Raw genomic sequence first — 19495 nt, forward strand, 5'->3', positions numbered from 1 at the left:
GGTTATCTCTTCTTCCGTGTTTGTGCAGAGGGAGTTGTTTTCTTTTCGTCCGCTTCAAAACCAGTGCAATCTTCCGGAACCCGCAGCAGTGCTACTTTTTCTTTGCCGATCTTCTCTCGATTCACCCCGGATTTTGGCGTCATGAGGTCGACGTATTCCTTCATCTGTATCGCCTTGGCCCAATCCCTGGGGAACTTGATTTCGACTGCCGCAAAAACGTTTTCGATTTCAAAGGGTTCTTGTCGGTACTCGACTACCACCAAGTCCGGTGCAAGGCTTCCCCGAGGTCGCGGCCAGAATGACGTCACCTTGCCAAAGCGCTTGGGCCGTGTCGGTGGTTCACCCAGCAGAGCTTTGCTGCTAGCACGGTTGTAATTGGGTTCAGCCTTGAGTGGGCTGCGCCAGTCCAGCGCCTCGTCAATGGCTTCGAAAAACAACGAGGCAGTGAGTTGCTTGAGTGCGATCTCGATTGTGCTGTTTACCAATCCATCACCAATCTTCTTGCGAATCCGTCGAGGTGTTTTGATGGGTATTTGCAACGCAGTGGTACACACCTGGCTAATGGCAGGGCGAAAGGGAACCTTGCGCTCAATGAACTCCTTGAACGTTATATTTTCATTGCCTCTTCTGGATACGGTGCTATTGCCACCGTGGTCGACTTGAGCAAAGGTTGAACTTTTGGTGTCAACTTCCTGCGCCATCTTCTCTATGGTGGCTTGAAGAACTTGCTTGATCTTGTTTCTGCGCTCAGTAATCTCGTGCGCGAATTCGGCCAGCTCTGCTGCGCTCTTTACAGCCTCAGAAACCTGATGCGCCCTGTAGGCGCGATAGGCGGCCTCGATTACACGCGCAATAGCGGCGGGGGCTGGCATCAGTCATCTACTCCCATGTAATAGTCAATCAATGCGTCCGGAAACAATTCATCTGCACTGTACTCAGCAGCTTGCCAGTCGATCGCAGCCACTTTTGACTGCCAGTCCTCGGTGATCCGTTGGTCTTCACGCATGACGGCCTTATGGACCTGCACGGCTTGGACGTTCTCGGTTGTCACCCAATCGGTTTCGCCTGAAGTGCGGGTCAAGCCTTCGGCGAGTACGCTCGCGCCAGTACTGATGCGGTACCGGTAACCTGAGAAGGCGCGTTGATCGTTCTTCACCAGTGTGTAGCGGCCCAGACAATTGCCGAGTGGAGCGGGAGAGGGAGGTGCATGGGTAAACGAATTACCCGATCCGTTTGCATCGCTGGTCACCGTTCCCTTGAAATGAATGGTCAATCCGTCGAGGGTGATGCCCCTGGAATCGATGGTGATACTCCCGCCAGCGGCCTTGAGCTCGATTCGCTCGCCTGCGGCAACTTCGAAGCGGGTAGTCTTTTGCTCGATACTGTGGCGGGCAGACAGCTGATAGGCGTTTCTCACCGAATGCTGAGCGTTGCCCCCAACTTCGGAGTGATAGTCAGCGGCAATTTTCTCGAATCGACTATTGGCCACTTCCTCGATACGATCGCCACCGATGTTGAGCGAGTGGTTGCGGCCAATGGTCTGAAAGCGATCACGCCCCACCTGCAGATACTGATCCTGCCCAACTTCAACCCGCTCATCGTTACCGACCCGTTCGCTGCGGTCGTGGCCGATCTCGATCTGCTCATCGCGCTCGACCTTCTCACTGCGATCATTGCCAACAAACACCCCATTGTTGTGCTTGATATGAACGTTCTTGTCCTTCTGGGCATGGATGAACACCTCTTCCTGCCCCAGCTCATCCTCAAAACGCAGCTCGTTGAAGCCCTGGCCCTTGTGGCTGCGGCTTTTGATTGTCATGCGTGTCTTGTGCTTGGGCAGTTGATACGGCGGCAGGTTGGTTTCGCGGTAGGCGCGGCCGGTGGCGATGGGTTGGTCGGGGTCGCCGTCCAGGTAGCTGATGATCAGTTCCTGGCCGACCCGCGGGATGGCCATGGCGCCCCAGGTGGCGCCGGCCCAGCCCTGGGCGACGCGGATCCAGCAGGAGCTGTGGTCGTCCTGGTTGCTGTCGCGGTCCCAGGGGAAGCTGACTTTGACCCGGCCCCATTCGTCGCAGTAGATCTCTTCGCCGGGCGGGCCGACCACGGTGGCGATCTGCGGGCCGTCGATGCACGGTTTGGCCCGTAGCGGCGCTTTCCAGTCGGCGTCCCAGCGGATGGCGCTGGCGCTGAGCCGGTAGGCGGTGCCGCTGTCGCTGCCAAAGGCTTCTTCGAGCAGGCTGCTGTGCTGCGTGCCGTGGTGTTCGATGGCGAGGGTGCGCCAGCGGTCGTTGAAGTCCTCGCGCGGATGGTCGTTGAGGTCGAAGGCCAGGCCCGGTTGCAGGCGGGCGTCGTCGCCTTCCATGTGGGCCAGGCGGGCGTCGCTGCGCAGGGCGGTCAGGCGGGTCTTGGTGAAGGGCTTGCCGCTGGCGTCGCGCTTGTAGCGGCCGGGGTAGTCGTAGCGTTCGTAGTCAGTGTGCTGGTGGTCGAGGTCACTGGCGCCGACGGCGTTGTGCTGCAGGTTGTAGTAGGGGTGGGTGAAGGTGTAGTCGCGCTGCACCTGGCGCGCGCTGCGCACCTGTTCGGTGTAGTGAAAGCGGTGCAGGGCGGGCTCGGCGCTGTCGCCGCCGGCGAGCGGCTGGTAGTGCACCGGGCAGTGCTCATGGGTGCCGATGGTGCCCAGGCCGCCGACGCGGTCGGTGAGCCACAAGGTATGGCCGTCGGCACGGTGCTCAAAGCTGTACAGCAGGCCTTCTTCGGCGGCCAGGCGGGCGATGAAGTCGAGGTCGCTTTCGCCGGCCTGGACGCAGTACTCGCGCGGCGGGTGGTCGAAGCACAGGTAGGTCTTGACCTCGCTCAAGCGCTGGGCCTTGAGCACCGCGAGGATGATCTCGGGCACGCTCTGGCCCTGGAACATCCGCCAGTTCGAGCGCAGGCCGGCGCGGGCCAGGCTCGGCTCGACCACGGCGCGGTAGCGGGTGCGGCGAAAGCCGGTGTCGCCCTGGCTGAACAGGCTGACCAGGCCGTGCACGTAGCGCACCGGGGTGTCGCCCCGCCAGATAGTGAACAGCGCGGCAAGGTCGAGCACGCGGTTGAAGTCGACGGCCGGGTCATGGCTGGCCAGTTCCAGGCTCAGGTGAAAGGGCTGGGACAGGCCTTCTTCAAGCTGGAACTCGACCACCTCGAAGGCATCGCCCTGCAGGGGCTCGAAGGTGAAGCGCAGGTCGCTTTGGCGGGGCATGAGGGCTCTCTTGTCGTGGCCGGCAGATGGCGGGGGCGGTACGGGCAACCCCGGGAAATCTAGGCAGGTGCTAGCTCACGCCTCAAGGGATGAGCTGCAATCAAGAGAGGTCCTACAGTGTCCTTCGCTTTTGTCTGTCAGATGTGTCGGAACAGATGGCGTTGTGTCAGATCACCGGATCCCAGCGCTGTGACCAGTCGCTCTCACCGGCAACCACTTCGCGCAACACCCTGAACGCCTGCTGCAACGCTTCGTTGTCGCGCTCGCGGGCATATACCAGGTAAGTGGGGTAGGTGAACTCCGGCGCTTGTGGCACGCGCTCGAATACGCCGCTGTCCAGGTACGCCTGCACCACACGGGTACGGAAGTAGCCGCTGCCGCCGTGTTCGAGGATATACTGCAGCGCCAGCGGCCCGAGGTTGAAGCTCAGCGCCGGGCGCGCGCATTCGGGCAGGGCGGCGTCGTGGCGGCGGCGAAAGGCCTGGCCCCAGTCGATGTACACGTAGGGCTCGGGCTTGTCCTTGCGGCGGATGCGGATCAGTTTCTCTTCCATCAGCTGTTCCACCTGCAGGCCCGGGCCGTAGGTGGGCTGGTAGACCAGCACGGCGTCGAGCACGCCCATTTCCACTTTGTGCAGCAACGACTCGCCGTCGCTGACTTCGCTGCGAATGGCGTGGCCGGGCATTTCCCGGTGCAGGGCGCTGACCCAGCCCAGCACCATGGGGTTGCCGAGGCTGACTTCGCCGCCGATGTGCAGTACCTGGTGGCAGCCTTCGGGCAGAGGCAGGTCGCGGCGGGCGGCTTCCCAGGTTTGCACCAGCTGGTTGGCGTAAACCACGAAGGCCTCGCCATCGGCGGTGAGGCTGGCGCCGCTGCGGCTGCGGATGAACAGCTGGCAGGCGAGCTGCTGCTCGAGTTTTTGCACTCGCGCAGTGATGGCCGTCTGGGTGACGTGCAGGCGCTCGGCAGCGGACACCAGGCTGCCGGTGCGAACGATTTCAAGGAAGGTGCGGGCCAGCTCGATATCCATGGGGGCAGCCAGTTTTTGCGGTGAGTCATTGTAAAGGCTTTGCACCGCAATGGGGCAGGGGCTGGGCATTGTTGGCAAATGACCTTCGGTCGCCTCGGGCGCTGCACCTGTCGATTGCGCGCCAGCCTGATCGACCACCCTGTACCCATACAAGCAGGAGTACAGCCCATGTCCTATGTAGACGGTTTCGTTCTCGCAGTCCCCACCGCCAACCGCGACGCCTTCAAAAAGCACGCCGAGGAGGCCGCTGTGGTGTTCAAGGAATGTGGTGCCCTTAAGGTCGTCGAGTGCTGGGGCGATGATGTTCCGGACGGCAAGATCACCTCGTTCCCCATGGCCGTGAAGCTCAGGGAAGACGAGACGGTGGTGTTTTCCTGGGTCCTCTGGCCGTCGCGCGAGGTACGCGATGCGGGGATGCAGAAGATGATGCAGGACCCGCGTTTGCAGCCAGACAAGAACCCGATGCCGTTTGATGGTATGCGGCTGATATTTGGTGGGTTCAACATTCTGGTGGATGCCTAGATTGTTCGCGGGTCAAGCCCGCTCCCACAGAGTCTGTAGGAGCGGGCTTGACCCGCGATAGGGCTAAACCCTGAAGCGCGCTACCAGCGCCGTCAGCTGCCCGGCCAGCGCGGCCAACGCTTGGCTGGCTTCGCTGGTCTGCTGTGCGCCCGTCGCCGAACGGGTCGACAGTTCGCGGATGTTCAGCAGGTTGCGATCCACCTCCCGCGCCACTTGTGCCTGTTCCTCCGCCGCGCTGGCAATCACCAGGTTGCGCTCGTTGATTTCGCCAATTGCGCTGTAGATGCCTTCCAGCACCTGCCCCGAGGCCTGGGTAATGCCCAGGGTCGACTGCGCCCGCTGGGTACTGGCCTGCATCGATGCCACCGCCGCTTCGGTACCCTGTTGCACCCGGCCGATCATCTGCTCGATTTCCTGGGTCGATTGCTGGGTGCGGTAGGCGAGGGTGCGGACCTCGTCGGCGACCACGGCAAAACCGCGCCCGGCTTCACCAGCACGGGCCGCTTCGATGGCGGCATTGAGCGCCAGCAGGTTGGTTTGCTCCGACACCGAGCGAATCACCTCCAGCACCTGGCCGATGTCGCGAATCTGCCCGGCCAGTTGCTCCAGGTGCTCGCTGCTGGTCTGCACTTCTCGGGCCATGGCCTGGGTGCCATCGAGGTTGTCGCTGACCTGGCGGCGGCTTTGTTCGGCCAGTTCGTTGGAGGCGCTGGCTGCTTGCGAGGTCGACACGGCATTGCGCGCCACTTCCTCCACGGCGGTGGTCATTTCGGTGACGGCGGTGGCGGCCTGTTCCAGCTCCTGGTCTTGTTGGCGCAAGCTCTGCGAGCTCTGTTCGGTAATGCCGTTGAGCGCACCGGCCGCCTCGGCCAGTTGCGTGGCGCAGCCGCTGATCTGCCCGAGGGTGTCGCGTTGGCTGTGCTGCATGCGCTGCAGTTCGCTGAACAGCTGGCCAATCTCGTTGCTGCTGTGCACCGTCACCGGCACGCTCAAGTCGCCGCCGGCTATGCGCTGGAAGTGCAGGCCGGCTTCACGCAGCGGGCGCAGCACGCGCTGGGCGATAAAGCTCCAGCACAACGCGGCGAGCAGCAAAGTCAGCAGCCCCAGCACCACGCTCAGCACCTGGGCGCTGCTCAGGCGCCGGTCGGATTCGAGCATGATCTGCTGGCTGCGCTCGTTCAGCGCCGCCACCAGTTTTTGCCGCAGCGCCTGCAAGCGGCCCATGGCGTTGCCGGCGTCGGTGTTGACCTGAAAGTAGTGCTGCAGGTCGTTGTTGCGGGTCGCTTCGCGCTGGCCGGCGACGGCCTCGGCGTAGTCGCCGAAGGTGCTTTGCAGTTCCACGGCCAGGGTTTTGAAGGTCGGCTCCTGGGCATTGCCGACCAGCTCGTCGATCAACTGCGCGCTGTTGCCCAGCAGCGCTTGCGAGAGCTGCAGGCGTTTGTTGGCGCTCTCGCTGTGGCCGCCGGTCTGTTCGATAAAGCCCGAGGAGACGTTGGCGCTGGCGCGGATGGCCATCAGCAACGCATTGTTCAGGCGGTCCGACTGGTGCGCGGTCTGGTCCAGTTCGGTGATCTGCTGGTCGCTACCCACCGCCGCGCGCCAGGCACTGACTGTGGAGAACAGCAAGGTCAGGCTGAACAGCGACAGCACCCAGAACATACCGGTGCGGATTTTCAGGTCGGCGAACATGCGGGCAGTACTCCTCGAGTTGTTATCAGCGCCACTCTTTGCCGGTGAAACGGCGGTGGGTGGACTGCTATCGGAGTGACTGCTGACTGACTTGAGAGGGCCAAGGCCGCTTGTGTTCGATTACCGCACGTTGTTTGCCTCAGCGCCCCTCATGCTGGCGCCGATACGCCCCCGGCTGCACCCCGACGGCCTTGCTGAAGGCGCGGGTGAAGGCGGCAATCGATTGATAGCCCACTGCCGCGCAGACCTGCTCGACGGTGTTGTTGGCCTTGAGCAAGCGGCAGGCATGACGCATGCGCAGGGCCAGCAATACCTGCCCCGGCGATTGCCCGGCCAGCTCGCTGAAACGCTTGAAGAACGCCGAACGCGAAAGCCCGGTGCAGGCCGCCATGCTTTCCAGCGACCAGGGCTGTTCGGGGTGTTCGATCAGTTGTTCGAGCAGGCTGGCAAAGTTGGCGTGGCGGGCCAGCGCGACCAGTCCGCTGATGCCTTGGTCATCACTGACCCGTTGGCGCAGCACGTACAAAAACAGCAGGTGGCTCAGGCGTTCGAGCAGGGCCGAGGAGGGCGCGGGCAGGCGTTGGCATTCGGCCAGGATCAGCTCGAACAAGGCCCGCGCGGCACTCAGTGCCGGGTCGCCGGCGCGCAGGATGATCCAGTCGTCCAGGCCCTCGATGATCAGCGACGACAGGCCCGGCTGAAAATGAAAGAAACCGCACACCAGGCCCACGCCATCCGTGGCGGCACTGTCCAGTGCTTGCATGATTTGGCGCGGTTGCTGCTGGGCCAGCTCGCACTCCTCGGCGTTGGACAGCCGATAGTTGAAGTCGCGCAGCAGGAACACCGCATCGCCGGCGTGCAGGCCAATCGCCTCGGCCTGGCCGTCGATATGCAGCCAGCAATGGCCCTGGACGATCAGGTGGAAACTGGCCCGGGCCAGGCCGTGGGTGCTGGCGTGCCAGCCGCCACAATAGCGCCCGACATGGAACAGGCTGGCGTCTAGCTCAAGGCTTTCTAATAACCAATCGACTACCGGGCTGGACGAAATCATCTAATGAAAAGACTCAGGAGCAAGTAATAGCGACTGCAGAATATGGCAGGTAATTCTTATAACCAACAGACTTGTGGCACACCCCTAGTATGCAGGAGTCCACTCCATGTCGCGCGTCACTGTCCATACACTGCAAAGCGCCCCAGAGGCTGCCCGTCCTTACCTGGAAAACGCCCAGAAAGCCTCCGGGTTCATTCCCAACCTGCTCGGCGTGCTGGCCAACGCCCCGGCGGCGCTGGAAACCTATGTCACCGTCTCGGCCCTCAACGGCAAGGCCGAACTGAGCCTGGCCGAGCGTGAAGTGGTGCAGTTGATCGCCGCCACCAACCACGGCTGCGACTTCTGCGTGGCCGGCCACACCGCCGTGGCGCTGAACAAGGCCAAGCTGCCGCAAGAGGTGGTCGATGCCCTGCGCGCCAAGGGCGAGTTACCGCAAGAGAAGCTCGAAGCCCTGGCGGCGTTCACCCGCGAAGTGATCGCCACCCGCGGCAATGTCAGCGAGGCCGGCTACGGTGCCTTCCGTGAAGCCGGCTACAGCGAAGGCAACGCGCTTGAGGTGATCCTCGGCGTAAGTCTGGCAACCCTGTGCAACTTTGCTAATGTGTTCGCCCAAACGCCGCTCAATGACGAGCTGAGCAAGTACCGCTGGCAGCCTTCGGCCTGACGACCCCTGGCGCCAGCGCAGGCTGGCGCATTTTTAAAGGAGTAAACCCTATGCTCGATCCCGCACTGGTCACGTGGCTGGATGCCCAGGCCGAAGCCCTCGATCAGGGCCACTGCGACCCGCAGGCAGTGCTGGGGCAACTGGCGGCGGCGCAGGTGCTGCGCGTCGGTATCGACCCGGCCCTGGGCGGCAGCGGCGGTACGGTTGCCGACGCGGTCGAGACGCTCGCCACTGTCGCCAGCCATTCCCTGGCGGCGGCCTTCGTGTTCTGGGGCCAGCGCGCCTTTATCGAATACCTGCTGCACAGCCCCAACGCCGTGCTGCGCGAGCGTCTGTTGCCCGACCTGCTCAGCGGCCAACTGGCTGGCGCCACCGGGCTGTCCAACGCCATGAAGTACCTCTCGGGCATCGAAGCGCTGCAGGTCAAGGGCCTGCGTGACGATCAGGGCTGGACCCTGGCCGGGCGCCTGCACTGGGTCACCAATCTGCGCAAGGGCGGCTTCGTGGTCGCGGCGGCGATTGAAGAGGAGGGCGCCGGGCCATTCGTGCTGGCCATCCCCGATTCCGCCGCCGGGCTGAGCCGTTCCGACGATTTGCAACTGATGGGCCTGCAGTCGAGCAACACCGCTGCCTTGAGTTTCGACCAGGTGTCGATCAGCCACGACTGGCTGCTGCACGAGAACGCCAAGCAGTTCTTGCCGGCGGTGCGCCCGTCGTTCCTGGGCCTGCAATGCGGCATGGCCATCGGCCTGGCGCGCCGTGCGCTGAGCGAGGTCGAGGCGCACCTGCAAGGCATGCGCTCGTTCCTGGGCGAGGCGTTGCAGGTACTGCATGAGCGTCTGGAAAACACCGTCGGCGAGCTGAAAAAAGGCCTGCTCGACGGGCGCTTCCTGACCGAGCCTGCGGCCTTGTTCAAGCTGCGTATCACCCTCGCCGAGACCGCTGCCGATGCCGTGCAGCTTGAATTGCAGGCCAGTGGCGGCAAGGCTTACCTGAGCGCCTACGGTGCAGGTTTTGCCAGGCGCTGGCGCGAGTCGGCGTTCGTGCCGATCGTTACCCCGAGCCTGGTGCAACTGCGCGCCGAGCTGCAACGCCAGGCGCCCTCAGCATGACCGAAGTGTTACTCGAAGCCCGTGGCATCAGCCTTGGCTACCCGCGTGAACAAGGCTGGCAAAGCGTGCTGGAGGACTTCGACCTACAGCTGGCGCTGGGCGAGGTGATCACCATCCTCGGCCCCAGTGGCGTCGGCAAGTCCAGCCTGTTGCGGGTGCTGGCCGGTTTGCAGCAGGCCCGCGCCGGTAGCGTCAGCCTGCTTGGCGAGCCGCTGCAGGGCCCGCATCCGCGCCTGGCGGTGGCCTTCCAGGACCCCAGCCTGCTGCCTTGGCTGAGCCTGGAAAGCAACGTCGCCTTCGGCCTGGATTTCGCCCGCCAGCCCAGGCTTGCCGCCAGTGAACGGCGTGCGCGCATCGACCACGCCATCGAGGCGGTCGGCCTGCAGCACGCACGCGAGCAGTACCCGGCGCAGCTTTCCGGCGGCATGGCCCAGCGTACCGCGCTGGCCCGCTGCCTGGCGCGTCAGCCGCAGGTGCTGTTGCTCGACGAACCCTTCGGTGCGTTGGATGAAGTGACCCGCGCCGACATGCAGCAACTGTTGCTGCAATTGATCGCCCGGCACAACACCGCGGCCATCCTCATTACCCACGATATCGACGAAGCCCTGCTGTTGTCCGATCGCGTGTTGCTACTGGGCAACCACCCGGCGCGCACCCTCGGCCAGTGGCACATCGACCTGCCGCAGCCCCGCGAGCAGCGGGTCGAGGAACTGGGCGCGCTGCGCATCGACATACTCAAAACCCTTCGGCGGGCCAGCCGCACACCCGAACCTTCTTCTGAACCTATGCCGCTGCCGTCGGAGACTGCCCATGTGCCTGGACGACTTCACCCACACTCGTCGTGACTTCATCAAACTCAGCGCCTTGCTCACCGCCGGCGGCGCCATGCCGCTGCTGAGCAGCTTGCAGGCGCGCGCGGCCAGCGACCCGGACGCACCGGTGCGCATCGGCTACCTGCCGATCACCGACGCCACGCCATTGCTGGTGGCGCACAACAATGGCCTGTTCGAAGCCGAGGGCATCAAGGCCGAGCGGCCGGTGCTGCTGCGCAGTTGGGCGCAGGTGATCGAGGCGTTCATCTCCGGCCAGGTCAACGTCATTCACCTGCTGTCGCCGATGACCGTCTGGGCCCGTTACGCCAGCAAGGTGCCGGCCAAGGTGGTGGCCTGGAACCACGTTGGCGGTTCGGGCCTGACCGTGGCCCCAGGCATCACCGAGATCAAGCAACTGGGCGGGCAGACCGTGGCGATTCCGTTCTGGTATTCGATCCACAACGTGGTGGTGCAGCAGCTGTTTCGAGACCACGGCCTGACCCCGGTGTCCAAGGCCGCCAGTGCCCAGCTGGCCGCCAACGAGGTCAACCTGGTGGTGCTGCCACCGTCGGACATGCCGCCGGCCCTGGCCAGCAAGCGCATCGCCGGCTACATCGTCGCCGAGCCGTTCAACGCCTTGGCCGAAGACCTCAAGGTGGGCCGCGTGCAGCGCTTTACCGGCGATATCTGGCGCAACCATGCCTGCTGCGTGGTGTTCATGCACGAGCACGACCTGAACAACCGCCCGGAGTGGTCGCAGAAGGTGGTCAACGCCATCGTCAAAGCCCAGTTGTGGACCCGCGACCACCGCGCCGAGGCCGCTGCGTTGCTGTCCAAGAGCGGGCCGAACAAATACACCCCCCATACCCCGCAGGTGCTCAGCCAGGTGCTGGCGCCCGCCGCATCGGCCCGCGAGGGTTACATCGCCAGTGGCGCGATCCAACATGCGCAGTGGGACGAGAAACGCATCGACTTTCAGCCATACCCGTTCCCCAGCTACACCGAAGAGCTGGTGCGCCGCCTGCAGAACACCCTGATCGAAGGCGACAAGGGCTTCCTCGCCGGCCTCGACCCGCAGCAGACTGCCCGCGACCTGGTCGACGACCGTTTCGTGCGCAACAGCATCGCCGCGGTCGGCGGGCTCAAGGCCTTCGGCTTGCCCGAGAGCTTCGAGCGTAGCGAGGAGTTTGCGATCTGATGGGCAAGCATGCAATCCATGGCGCCCTGGGCGTTGCCGGCCTGCTCGGCTTGTTGTTGCTCTGGTGGCTGGGGGTGCATCTGTTTGGCGAGACCGATGGCCTGTCGGCGCGTTTTTCGCCCCAGGCTACCCTCAGTAGCCTGATCGAGTTGCTCGGCCAGGCCGAGGTCTACGAGCACATCTGGGTCAGCCTCAAGCGCATCCTCATCGGCTTGCTGCTGGCCTTGCTGATCGGCGTGCCATTGGGCCTGCTGGTGGGCAGCTATCGCCACCTTGAAGCGGCGACCACCCCGGCGTTCCAGTTCTTGCGGATGATCTCGCCGCTGTCGTGGATGCCGGTGGTGGTGATGCTGATGGGGGTAGGCGATCAGCCGATCTACTTCCTCCTGGCCTTTGCCGCGCTGTGGCCGATCCTGCTCAACACCGCAGCCGGGGTGCGTCAGCTCGACCCGCGCTGGTTGCAACTGAGCCGCAGCCTGAGTGCGACACGCTGGGAGACCCTGTGCAAGGTGATCATCCCCGGCGTGCTCGGCCATGTGTTGACCGGCGTGCGCCTGGCCATTGGCATCCTGTGGATCGTGCTGGTGCCGTGCGAGATGCTCGGGGTGAGCGCCGGGTTGGGCTACTTCATCCTCGATACCCGTGATCGGCTGGCGTATTCGGAGCTGATGGCGATGGTGCTGCTGATCGGGGTGCTGGGCTTTATGCTCGATGCCATGGCCCGTGGGCTGCATCGGCGTTGGGTGCATGCCTGAGCTCGGGGGTAGGAGCGGGTTTGCCCCGCGATGCAGGCAACGCGATTTCAAAGGCTCAGGTGCAGCGCAGAAGTCAGTTGGATAGACTGCCGAGCGGTTCAACTTCACGGTCGATGGATCACCCCATGAAAGCACCAGCAAACCAGCAGCGTAACGGCAAAGGCCATGATGCGGCGATCAGCCAGCAACAGGATGACGATCTGCAGCGCTGGTCGATTGCCCGCTCGGTGTTGCGCTCGATCGAGTCGGCGCCGGATAGTTGGTCCACCCGCATCGGCCTTTATGGCAAGTGGGGTTCTGGCAAAACCAGTGTGCTGAACTTCATTGAAGAGCAAGCGCGCATTCGTAATGAAAGCAAGCGGGACGGTATCACCTGGGTGGTTGTACGCTTTTCAGCGTGGGACGCCGAAGGCCGTGACGGGGTGATCCAGCGGTTCTATCAGGCGTTGCTGGAGCAACTTGAAAAAGGTGCATGGGCGGGTAAGTCGTTCAAGGATCTGGGGCGTGGTATCGCAAGATTACTGGGCAACGTTGCCGAGGTTGGCAAGTCAGTGGCCCAAGTGTTGGACCCTGTTACCTGTACGATGGTTAGCAAAGGCACCCAGATTGCCGCGCAAACAGGTCAGCTACTCAGTTCAAAGCTGGCTTTCAATCGCAAAGAACTCGAAGCGCTCTGTGCCGAACTCCATCACACACGCATCGTGGTATTCATCGATGACCTCGACCGCGCCGACCCCACCGCGATCCCCAAGGCAATGCTGGCATTACGCGAGTTGCTTGACTGGCCCAGCTTCGCCTTTGTCCTGGCCTTTGATCTGGACGTAGTGAGTAAGGCTCTGAGCTTGTACTCGGCCGCCTATGGGGAGAACGGGCAGCGCTTTCTCGAGAAGATCATCGATATCTCCATTACCCTGCCGGAGCCTACCGAGGAGCAAACCAGGCGCCTGGCCTGGCGAGCATTTGGCGAGTGTTGCCCTTTCATTCCCGAGGCTTCTTTCACGCAAGTTGCTCAGTGGTTTCCTCGCAACCCTCGCTTGGTCAAGGCTATAACCCGTGATCTGGGGCAATTGAAAACTGTTGCCTGTCGCCACGGCAATGATGAGCTCGCGTGGAATGCAATCATTTTGCAGACCATCATCAAGCATGAAGCCCCGAAGACTCTTGAGCGTCTCGAGCCCTCCCTGCTGGGCCGGGACCGTCAGTCGCTACGTGGCGAAAACGATGAAGAGCGGGAGACGTTTCAGCGCGAAGCTATTCAACTTACGCTGGGATCAAAAGTGCCTGATCATGCGCCGGCTTTTGTGCGGCTAAAGAATCAGCTCGCAGCCCTGCACGATCTGCGTAAATCAACCAACCGCGTCCGTATCCATTACGAGATGGGGTTATTGGCACAGGAGCCGAGCATCACCAGTTATGAACATCGGCTTTTTTTGAATGAATGGGCCGGAGATTTCGACGATCTGCGAATCGATCAGCTTCTTGCTAGCGGGGCTGACGCTGCTCAAACCGAAAAGCTGACAGTTGCCTTGAATCTGATCTGGTTGACCATCGGTTCTTATTGCCAGGGCATGCGGGAGTTGGTCTCTCAGGTTGACCGGCATGTCTATGATCAGCAACTGGAGTACCTTGGGGTTCAACTCAACCTGCTTGAAAAAGTCTGGGGGGATACGCCGCACGAAGCGCTCCACGATGTATCCGGCCATTACAGTTTGTGCTGCAGCTTGATCGACGGTCTGTTGTCCCTGCGTGAACGTGATACAGGCCAGAAAATGCAAGCACAATATCAACGGGAAATCGCACTGGTGACAGCAGCGGCAACCACGTGCAGTGATCGTGTTCGACTACACGATTGGGCGATGGAAAAGTTGCTCGCAGGTGGCATCGCGTACCTGTATGACTCGCAAAAAAGGGCAGGACTTGAAGGTGTCGCCAACCTGCTCAAGGAGGATGCGGTCGCGGATTTGCTGGCGTTGTTCAGGGTGCCGACGGGGGTCGAACGGCTGTTGCAGGAGGGTTCGCAAGCAGCCATTCACCAGCAGTGGCGCTTGTTTGACGCCAAGTCACCCTTGTATCAGGAGGCGGGTCAAGCCAAGCTGGCGGCATGGCTGAAAAGCATTTGCGATGACAGGTTAGCCGAAGGCATCGTTGCTCGTAACATGCTTGACTACCTTCAGGGATTGGCGATTCGAAACCGTAACCTTCCTGAGGGTGAGCGTCATGAGGTGCGAACATTGGAGGCGATAATTCCTTCTCTCTGGGGCGCGGCGATGAAGGGTAGCGAGTACCACCGCTTCCCCAAACAGTTGCTCGATGGATGGGACCGTCTAGTCAATGCGGGCATCGACAAAAGCTGGATACCGCTGCCGCCAAATTTGGCAGAACTGGACAGGCAACGAAGCAATTGAGTTATACCCATGATTTATAGAAAGCCCCCACTGCAGCAGTGAAAACGGAGCAGCAGAGCAGCACTGCTCCTAGTTCCTGGACCCACCCGGCCAACGCCAGTCCAAACCCGATCAGCAGGTAATACAGCAATCCAAATAACGCCCCCGCCGTCCCCCGGCAATCCCCGTACTCAACCAGCGCCGAGCCCAGCAGCAACGGAATCGCCATGGCAAAGGCGCCGAGCATGAAGGCCATGGCCACGGCGATCAGCCAGTGTTCGCCCAGCAGCGCAATCACCAGCGCCGCGAGCACATTTATCCCGCAGGCCAGGTTGAGCATCGTCGCCGCCTTTACGCCTCGCGTCAGTAACAGCGTATTCAAGCGCGCGCCGAGCAGAGAGCCGAGCGCCAGCAAAATCCCGCTTAGGCCAAACAGGCTTTGCAGCTGCAGACGCTGGAAAATGAACGGCGCCAGGCTGTACCAACTGAATACCCCGATGTTGAACAACGCCACCAGCAGCGTTGCCAGCAACACCCGACGATCACCGAGCATGCGCCGCAACGTGCCGAGCAAACTGGCGCGATGGGCCGCCTGTGGACGGGTTTCCGGCATGGCTTGCCAGCTCCAAAGCAGCAACGCCAGTGCCAGCAACAACTGCGCGGCGAATACGCCACGGTAGCCAAAGGCCCCGGTCAGCACTGACCCACTGAGCACGCCAATGGCCGGACTGATGGCCAGAAAAATACCGATGAGTGAAAACACCCGCGCCAGTTGCGCACCGCTATGCACATCGCGCAGGGCGGTCTGGGTGACCACCGAACCGACCGCTGCGGCAAAGGCGGCAACGATGCGTGCGGCGAGCAAACCGTCGAAGCGTGTGACCAACAAAGCCGCCAGCGATGCCAGACCGTACAGCAGCAAGCCGGCGAGCAACGTCGGGCGTCGGCCCCAGAGGTCGCACAGGCGGCCCCAGACCAGCACGCCGATGGCAAAGGCGGCGAAGTACAGCGACAGGGTTTGCCCCGCCTGCGCAGGTGTCACCGCAAAGCCCTGGCCAATATCCACCAGGGCCGGGCTGTAGAGGGTTTCGGCGATCTGCGGGAACATCAGCAGGGCCGTGGCCAGGGTCAGCCAGGTTGGTTGGATCATGAGCAGCGTCCCGTGAGTAAAAGGGCGCTCATGGTAGGCGGCGGGCCATGGGTGTATTGTCGCGGTCTGGTCTAAAAATAGTGTAAATCGGACAACCTGCATGGCCTGGCTGGAACCTACCGCGACTTTCGACCCGGAGCGCTTCGGCGCGCCCATTGTCGGCATCTGCTCGACCCTGGGCGAGCACGATTCCGGCGTCCATCAGCACCGGTTAGGGCAGGTGCTGTTCACCCGCCAGGGCTGCGTGCGTATCGACGCCCAGGCGCCGGACCTGCTCTGCCTGTTGCCGCCGACCCGCGCGGCATGGATTCCCGCAGGCACAGCCCACCGGGCGCGGATGCGGGCAAGCGTCGACTATCGCTCGGTGTACCTGGACACCCGGCACTGGCCGCAATTGCCCGAGCAAGTGCAGATCCTCGACGTCAACCCGCTGCTGCGCGAACTGCTCGAACGCATGGCCGAGGCGCCGTTCGAAACCGACTGGAGCCAAGGCGCAGCCGCGCATATGGCCGGCCTGTGCATCGCCGAGCTGCAGGCCGCCAGGCAGCAGCCGATGCGCTTGCCGCTGCCCAGGGATCGGCGCCTGGCCAGCCTGGTCGAGGGCCTTGAGCAGTTGCCGCCGCCACTGCAGGAGCTGGCTCGTACGGTGGGCGCCAGTGAGAAAACCATCGGCCGTTTGATCCGCCGTGACACCGGCATGTCGTATCAGCAATGGCGCCAGCAGTGGCGGCTGGTACGCGCAGTGGAGCAACTGGCGATCCATCAGCCGCTGAGCCAGGTGGCGCTGGAACTGGGCTTTGCCAGTGACAGTGCCTTCATCGCTTTCTTTAAAAGCATGACCGGCAGCACGCCGCGGGCGTATTGCCGCTGAGGCAACTGTTGCGCAATAAAATCGCTGTGCTGTAGTGCTTGAGCGGGCTGTAGATCCGTTACTGTCGGCATTCGACGCTTAGCCAGGAGGGCGTGCGATGCTCGATATGCAAACGCTGCTGATCTTTTCTGCGGCGGTGACCCTGTTGCTGCTGTCGCCTGGGCCGAACATGGCCTTTGTCATCAGCCATGGCGTGTCCATGGGCTGGCGTGGCGGGCTGGCGGCGGCGCTGGGCATCAGCCTGGCTGACCTGCTGCTGACTGCGCTGACCGCAAGCGGGGTCACCGCGTTGATCGCCGCCTGGCCGCCGTCGTTCGACATCATCCGTTACTGTGGCGCGGTCTATCTGTTGTGGATGGCTTTCAAGCTGTTGCAGCCGCGCAAGGCCGGCATGGGCGAAGGGCGGCGCGAGACATCACTGGCGGCGGTGTTGCTCGCAGCCATGTTGAACAGCTTGCTCAACCCCAAGGCGCTGCTGTTTTTCATTGTGTTCTTGCCGCAGTTCGTGGTCCCGGCCAAAGGCGCGGTGGCGCAGCAGTTGCTGCTGGGGCTGGTGCTGAGCATGATTGCCCTGGTGTTTCATGTGCTGTTGGGGGCGTGCGGCGGGGTGCTGAGCCGCAGGTTCTGTGGCAAGGGGCGCATGGCCAGGTTGCAGCCGCGTTTGCTGGCCAGTGTGCTGGCGTTGCTGGCGCTGCGGTTGGTGTTGATGCAGCGTCCGGCGTGATCGCCCTGCAGAGCAGCCCCAGATTCAATCTTCCAGGTCTTCCTCGCTCATCCACTCCACCGCATCTGCCAGCGCCACCTCGGCCACCCACTCACTGAAACTGCGGGTCACCTGTTCATAGGTCAACCGCGAGCGCAGCTCCAGCTTGTCGGCAAACGACAGGTGCACGGTGATTACCTTGTCTTCGATCACCCCGTCGCGCACCACGAAGAAGGCAAAGTCCTCCCGATCCTGACGACGGGCGAACAGGTAAACCTCAAAGTCCGCAGCGGTTTCCTTGGCAAAGGCACTGGCGGCGAAGGCGTTTTTGCTCAGGTCCGGGGCGTGTTGCAGCGACGCCAGGGTGTCGCAGAAATACCACGGCTCCCAGTCGGTCAGGCCCTTGTGGATGAACCAGCGGTAGGCAAGCGGGTAGGGCATGGGTTGGGTCCGTTAATGAATACAGGCGCGGCGGTACTCGCCCGGTGTTACGCCATAGGCTTGCTTGAACTGCCGGTTCAAATGGCTCTGGTCGGAAAAGCCCAGGGCGAAGGCGACGTTGAACGGCAGGCAATCGTTTTTCAACAGCTCGCGGGCGCGGCTCAGGCGCCGTTGCTTGAGCCAGGCATGGGGCGGCAAGCCGGTGGCCTGGCGGAACACCCGGGCAAAGTGGAAGGGCGAGAGGTTCACCGCCGTGGCCAGTTCTTCCAGCGATGGCGGGTAGGCCAGGCGGCTGTCCATCAACTCCTTGGCCCGGGCCACCGCGCAGGGTTCGTTGCCGGGTGTGCGGGCAGTACCTGCGCGGGCGTGACGCTGCACCAGCAGCAACACCGCTTCGCGCCAGGCGGTTTGTTGTTCCAGGGCGCTGGCGCCGTTTTCGGCCGAGCAGTGCAGCCAGCTGAAGGCCTTGGCCAGTTGCGGGTCGTGCAGCACGCTGGCATCGAAACGCGGCAGGCCGTCGCGCTTGAGCTCCAACTCGTCAAGCACCCCGGTGATGCGTTCGCTGTCGGGGTAAAAGCCGCGATAGCGCCAGCCGTCTTCGCTGGCCTTGGCGCCGGTGTGCAGCTCGTCAGGGTTGATCAGCACCATGCTGCCTACCGGGGCCAGGTGTTCGCTGCCGCGGTGCCAGAAACGCTGGGCACCGGACTCGATGATGGTGATCACGTAGCCTTCGTGCACATGGGGGGCAAAACGCTGCTGAAAATAGCGCGCATGCAGCATCTCGGTGTCGCCGAGCGCCGATGCTTGCCAGAAGCGGGTCTGTTCCTTGTGTGCAGGGTTCATGGGCTGCCGTTCAACCACCAACGAAAGACAAAAAAGAAGGCCATGCTCAGCAGCATGCTGATCAAGGTGCTGCGGGTCAACAGCACCAGCACCACCGCTACCAGCGAACCGATCAGGTACGGGTTGCTCAGGCTCAGGTCGAGCTGGTGCCCGGGCAGGAAGACGATCGGCCCGCAGATCGCGGTGAGCATGCCTGGCACGGCAAAGCCGAGGAACTGCCGGGCGTTGGAACTCAGGCGCAGGGGCAGGCGCGGTTCGAGAAAGGCATAGCGGTTGAGGAACACCAGCAAGCCCATGCCGATTATCAAGGCGAAGATCATGAACGCGCTCCAGTGAACTTCTGGCAGACGAAACCTGCGCTCATGCCCAGCAGGCCGGCGGCCACCAGGCCAATGTCCCAATGCCAGGCACTGAACAGCACCGAACAGAACAACGACACCGCCACGCACACCACCGTGGGCAGGTTACGCACCAGCGGCGCGATGAGGGCGACGAAGGTGGCGACGATCGAGAAGTCCAGGCCCAGTTGGTCCAGGTGCGCAATGTTCTGGCCAAGGATGATCCCGGCCAGGGTGAACAGGTTCCAGGCAATGTAGAAGGTCAGGCCCACCCCCAGGGCGTACCAGCGGTTGAACTGCTGCTTGTCGTACTGGCTGGTGAGGGCGAAGAATTCATCCGTGAGCAAAAAGCCCAGCCCCAATCGCCAGCGGGTCGGCAGGCCCGACAGCACCGGGCGCATCGACAGCCCGTACAAGAGGTGCTGGGAGGTCAGCAGCAGGGTCGTGAGCAGGATCGAGAACAGGTTGGCGCCGCCCTTGAGCATGCCGATCGCCACCAGTTGCGCCGCACCGGCAAAGACGATGGCCGACAGGCCCTGGCCTTCCCAGGGGGTGAGGTTGGCTTCAATGGCCATGGAGCCTGCCAGCAGCCCCCAGGGCGCAACGGCAAGTGACAACGGCAGGATGGCGATGGCGCCTCGGATAAAGGCCTGGCGGGCGAACGGCGGACTGGACATGGACGGCAGCAACAACC

19 protein-coding genes are annotated in these 19495 nt (G+C 62.8%); 9 read left to right on the forward strand and 10 right to left on the reverse strand.

Annotated elements, in window-relative coordinates; genetic code table 11:
- Nucleotides 1–2: 2 nt before the first annotated feature.
- The 3 genes from F8N82_RS07985 to F8N82_RS07995 all read right to left on the reverse strand — a co-directional run bounded on the left by F8N82_RS07985 (nucleotide 3) and on the right by F8N82_RS07995 (nucleotide 4268).
- A complete protein-coding gene (locus F8N82_RS07985; RefSeq protein ID WP_038994725.1) occupies nucleotides 3–872 on the reverse strand; it encodes a hypothetical protein in 870 nt (289 codons plus the stop codon).
- Entirely contained in the window at nucleotides 872–3238 is a 2367-nt protein-coding gene (locus F8N82_RS07990; protein ID WP_080764715.1) for a type VI secretion system Vgr family protein, read from the reverse strand. The genes F8N82_RS07985 and F8N82_RS07990 overlap by 1 nt, the downstream gene beginning before the upstream one ends.
- Before the next feature lie 166 nt (nucleotides 3239–3404).
- On the reverse strand, nucleotides 3405–4268 hold the full coding sequence (locus tag F8N82_RS07995) for a LysR family transcriptional regulator (protein ID WP_038994726.1): 864 nt from the start codon (nucleotides 4266–4268) through the stop codon (nucleotides 3405–3407).
- A gap of 168 nt (nucleotides 4269–4436) precedes the next feature.
- On the opposite strand from F8N82_RS07995, the gene F8N82_RS08000 reads away from it, so the two are divergent.
- Nucleotides 4437–4790 (forward strand): DUF1428 domain-containing protein, encoded by a 354-nt coding sequence (locus F8N82_RS08000; protein ID WP_038994727.1) that lies wholly within the window; start codon nucleotides 4437–4439, stop codon nucleotides 4788–4790.
- 63 nt (nucleotides 4791–4853) lie between these two features.
- Here F8N82_RS08000 and F8N82_RS08005 read toward each other — a convergent pair whose 3' ends face one another.
- Complete coding sequence (locus tag F8N82_RS08005) at nucleotides 4854–6479, reverse strand: methyl-accepting chemotaxis protein (RefSeq protein WP_038994728.1); 1626 nt, start codon at nucleotides 6477–6479, stop codon at nucleotides 4854–4856.
- A 139-nt stretch (nucleotides 6480–6618) separates the two neighbouring features.
- Nucleotides 6619–7530 (reverse strand): AraC family transcriptional regulator, encoded by a 912-nt coding sequence (locus F8N82_RS08010; RefSeq protein ID WP_038994730.1) that lies wholly within the window; start codon nucleotides 7528–7530, stop codon nucleotides 6619–6621.
- 106 nt (nucleotides 7531–7636) lie between these two features.
- On the opposite strand from F8N82_RS08010, the gene F8N82_RS08015 reads away from it, so the two are divergent.
- The 6 genes from F8N82_RS08015 (at nucleotide 7637) to F8N82_RS08040 (ending at nucleotide 14476) form a co-directional block, all read left to right on the forward strand.
- A complete protein-coding gene (locus F8N82_RS08015; RefSeq protein ID WP_038994731.1) occupies nucleotides 7637–8194 on the forward strand; it encodes a carboxymuconolactone decarboxylase family protein in 558 nt (185 codons plus the stop codon).
- Between the two features lie 50 nt (nucleotides 8195–8244).
- Entirely contained in the window at nucleotides 8245–9306 is a 1062-nt protein-coding gene (locus F8N82_RS08020) for an acyl-CoA/acyl-ACP dehydrogenase (protein ID WP_038994732.1), read from the forward strand.
- Entirely contained in the window at nucleotides 9303–10151 is an 849-nt protein-coding gene (locus F8N82_RS08025; protein ID WP_038994733.1) for an ABC transporter ATP-binding protein, read from the forward strand. Before F8N82_RS08020 ends, F8N82_RS08025 begins: the two co-directional genes overlap by 4 nt.
- A complete protein-coding gene (locus tag F8N82_RS08030) occupies nucleotides 10117–11316 on the forward strand; it encodes an ABC transporter substrate-binding protein (protein ID WP_038994735.1) in 1200 nt (399 codons plus the stop codon). Before F8N82_RS08025 ends, F8N82_RS08030 begins: the two co-directional genes overlap by 35 nt.
- Nucleotides 11316–12071: an ABC transporter permease gene (locus F8N82_RS08035; RefSeq protein WP_038994736.1), complete on the forward strand. Its 756-nt coding sequence runs from the start codon at nucleotides 11316–11318 to the stop codon at nucleotides 12069–12071. Before F8N82_RS08030 ends, F8N82_RS08035 begins: the two co-directional genes overlap by 1 nt.
- Before the next feature lie 125 nt (nucleotides 12072–12196).
- The gene (locus tag F8N82_RS08040; RefSeq protein ID WP_038994738.1) at nucleotides 12197–14476 is read left to right on the forward strand and encodes a KAP family P-loop NTPase fold protein; all 2280 of its coding nucleotides are present in this window, start codon (nucleotides 12197–12199) and stop codon (nucleotides 14474–14476) included.
- A 1-nt stretch (nucleotide 14477) separates the two neighbouring features.
- Here F8N82_RS08040 and F8N82_RS08045 read toward each other — a convergent pair whose 3' ends face one another.
- Nucleotides 14478–15605, reverse strand: a complete 1128-nt coding sequence (locus F8N82_RS08045; RefSeq protein ID WP_038994740.1) for an MFS transporter — start codon at nucleotides 15603–15605, stop codon at nucleotides 14478–14480.
- Nucleotides 15606–15705: 100 nt separating this feature from the next.
- Between F8N82_RS08045 and F8N82_RS08050 the strand changes: the two genes are divergently transcribed.
- Nucleotides 15706–16476 (forward strand): AraC family transcriptional regulator, encoded by a 771-nt coding sequence (locus tag F8N82_RS08050; RefSeq protein ID WP_038994741.1) that lies wholly within the window; start codon nucleotides 15706–15708, stop codon nucleotides 16474–16476.
- 97 nt (nucleotides 16477–16573) lie between these two features.
- Nucleotides 16574–17200 carry a LysE family translocator gene (locus F8N82_RS08055; RefSeq protein ID WP_150777019.1) on the forward strand — a complete coding sequence of 209 codons (627 nt, stop codon included), beginning with the start codon at nucleotides 16574–16576 and terminating at the stop codon, nucleotides 17198–17200.
- Between the two features lie 24 nt (nucleotides 17201–17224).
- On the opposite strand, the gene F8N82_RS08060 is transcribed toward F8N82_RS08055, so the two are convergent.
- From F8N82_RS08060 to F8N82_RS08075, 4 genes are read right to left on the reverse strand one after another with little or no spacing between them, the layout of a single operon-like run.
- Entirely contained in the window at nucleotides 17225–17620 is a 396-nt protein-coding gene (locus F8N82_RS08060; RefSeq protein ID WP_038994743.1) for a hypothetical protein, read from the reverse strand.
- A 12-nt stretch (nucleotides 17621–17632) separates the two neighbouring features.
- A complete protein-coding gene (locus tag F8N82_RS08065; protein WP_038994744.1) occupies nucleotides 17633–18463 on the reverse strand; it encodes an AraC family transcriptional regulator in 831 nt (276 codons plus the stop codon).
- On the reverse strand, nucleotides 18460–18783 hold the full coding sequence (locus tag F8N82_RS08070; RefSeq protein WP_038994745.1) for an AzlD domain-containing protein: 324 nt from the start codon (nucleotides 18781–18783) through the stop codon (nucleotides 18460–18462). The genes F8N82_RS08065 and F8N82_RS08070 overlap by 4 nt, the downstream gene beginning before the upstream one ends.
- Nucleotides 18780–19478 (reverse strand): AzlC family ABC transporter permease, encoded by a 699-nt coding sequence (locus F8N82_RS08075; RefSeq protein ID WP_038999284.1) that lies wholly within the window; start codon nucleotides 19476–19478, stop codon nucleotides 18780–18782. Before F8N82_RS08075 ends, F8N82_RS08070 begins: the two co-directional genes overlap by 4 nt.
- Between the last annotated feature and the right edge of the window lie 17 nt (nucleotides 19479–19495).

The organism is Pseudomonas fluorescens (genome assembly GCF_902497775.2).
GTDB classification, from domain to species: domain Bacteria; phylum Pseudomonadota; class Gammaproteobacteria; order Pseudomonadales; family Pseudomonadaceae; genus Aquipseudomonas; species Aquipseudomonas putida_F.

Excerpts from the sequence above, each read along its gene's own strand:
- F8N82_RS08040 (WP_038994738.1), top strand. The coding sequence starts at position 12,197 with ATGAAAGCACCAGCAAACCAGCAGCGTAACGGCAAAGGCCATGATGCG.
- F8N82_RS08020 (WP_038994732.1), top strand. The coding sequence starts at position 8,245 with ATGCTCGATCCCGCACTGGTCACGTGGCTGGATGCCCAGGCCGAAGCC.
- F8N82_RS08075 (WP_038999284.1), bottom strand. The coding sequence starts at position 19,478 with ATGTCCAGTCCGCCGTTCGCCCGCCAGGCCTTTATCCGAGGCGCCATC.
- F8N82_RS08030 (WP_038994735.1), top strand. The coding sequence starts at position 10,117 with ATGTGCCTGGACGACTTCACCCACACTCGTCGTGACTTCATCAAACTC.
- F8N82_RS08010 (WP_038994730.1), bottom strand. The coding sequence starts at position 7,530 with ATGATTTCGTCCAGCCCGGTAGTCGATTGGTTATTAGAAAGCCTTGAG.
- F8N82_RS08070 (WP_038994745.1), bottom strand. The coding sequence starts at position 18,783 with ATGATCTTCGCCTTGATAATCGGCATGGGCTTGCTGGTGTTCCTCAAC.
- F8N82_RS08015 (WP_038994731.1), top strand. The coding sequence starts at position 7,637 with ATGTCGCGCGTCACTGTCCATACACTGCAAAGCGCCCCAGAGGCTGCC.
- F8N82_RS08035 (WP_038994736.1), top strand. The coding sequence starts at position 11,316 with ATGGGCAAGCATGCAATCCATGGCGCCCTGGGCGTTGCCGGCCTGCTC.
- F8N82_RS08005 (WP_038994728.1), bottom strand. The coding sequence starts at position 6,479 with ATGTTCGCCGACCTGAAAATCCGCACCGGTATGTTCTGGGTGCTGTCG.
- F8N82_RS08055 (WP_150777019.1), top strand. The coding sequence starts at position 16,574 with ATGCTCGATATGCAAACGCTGCTGATCTTTTCTGCGGCGGTGACCCTG.
- F8N82_RS08060 (WP_038994743.1), bottom strand. The coding sequence starts at position 17,620 with ATGCCCTACCCGCTTGCCTACCGCTGGTTCATCCACAAGGGCCTGACC.
- F8N82_RS07990 (WP_080764715.1), bottom strand. The coding sequence starts at position 3,238 with ATGCCCCGCCAAAGCGACCTGCGCTTCACCTTCGAGCCCCTGCAGGGC.
- F8N82_RS08025 (WP_038994733.1), top strand. The coding sequence starts at position 9,303 with ATGACCGAAGTGTTACTCGAAGCCCGTGGCATCAGCCTTGGCTACCCG.
- F8N82_RS08050 (WP_038994741.1), top strand. The coding sequence starts at position 15,706 with ATGGCCTGGCTGGAACCTACCGCGACTTTCGACCCGGAGCGCTTCGGC.
- F8N82_RS08000 (WP_038994727.1), top strand. The coding sequence starts at position 4,437 with ATGTCCTATGTAGACGGTTTCGTTCTCGCAGTCCCCACCGCCAACCGC.
- F8N82_RS08045 (WP_038994740.1), bottom strand. The coding sequence starts at position 15,605 with ATGATCCAACCAACCTGGCTGACCCTGGCCACGGCCCTGCTGATGTTC.
- F8N82_RS07985 (WP_038994725.1), bottom strand. The coding sequence starts at position 872 with ATGCCAGCCCCCGCCGCTATTGCGCGTGTAATCGAGGCCGCCTATCGC.
- F8N82_RS07995 (WP_038994726.1), bottom strand. The coding sequence starts at position 4,268 with ATGGATATCGAGCTGGCCCGCACCTTCCTTGAAATCGTTCGCACCGGC.
- F8N82_RS08065 (WP_038994744.1), bottom strand. The coding sequence starts at position 18,463 with ATGAACCCTGCACACAAGGAACAGACCCGCTTCTGGCAAGCATCGGCG.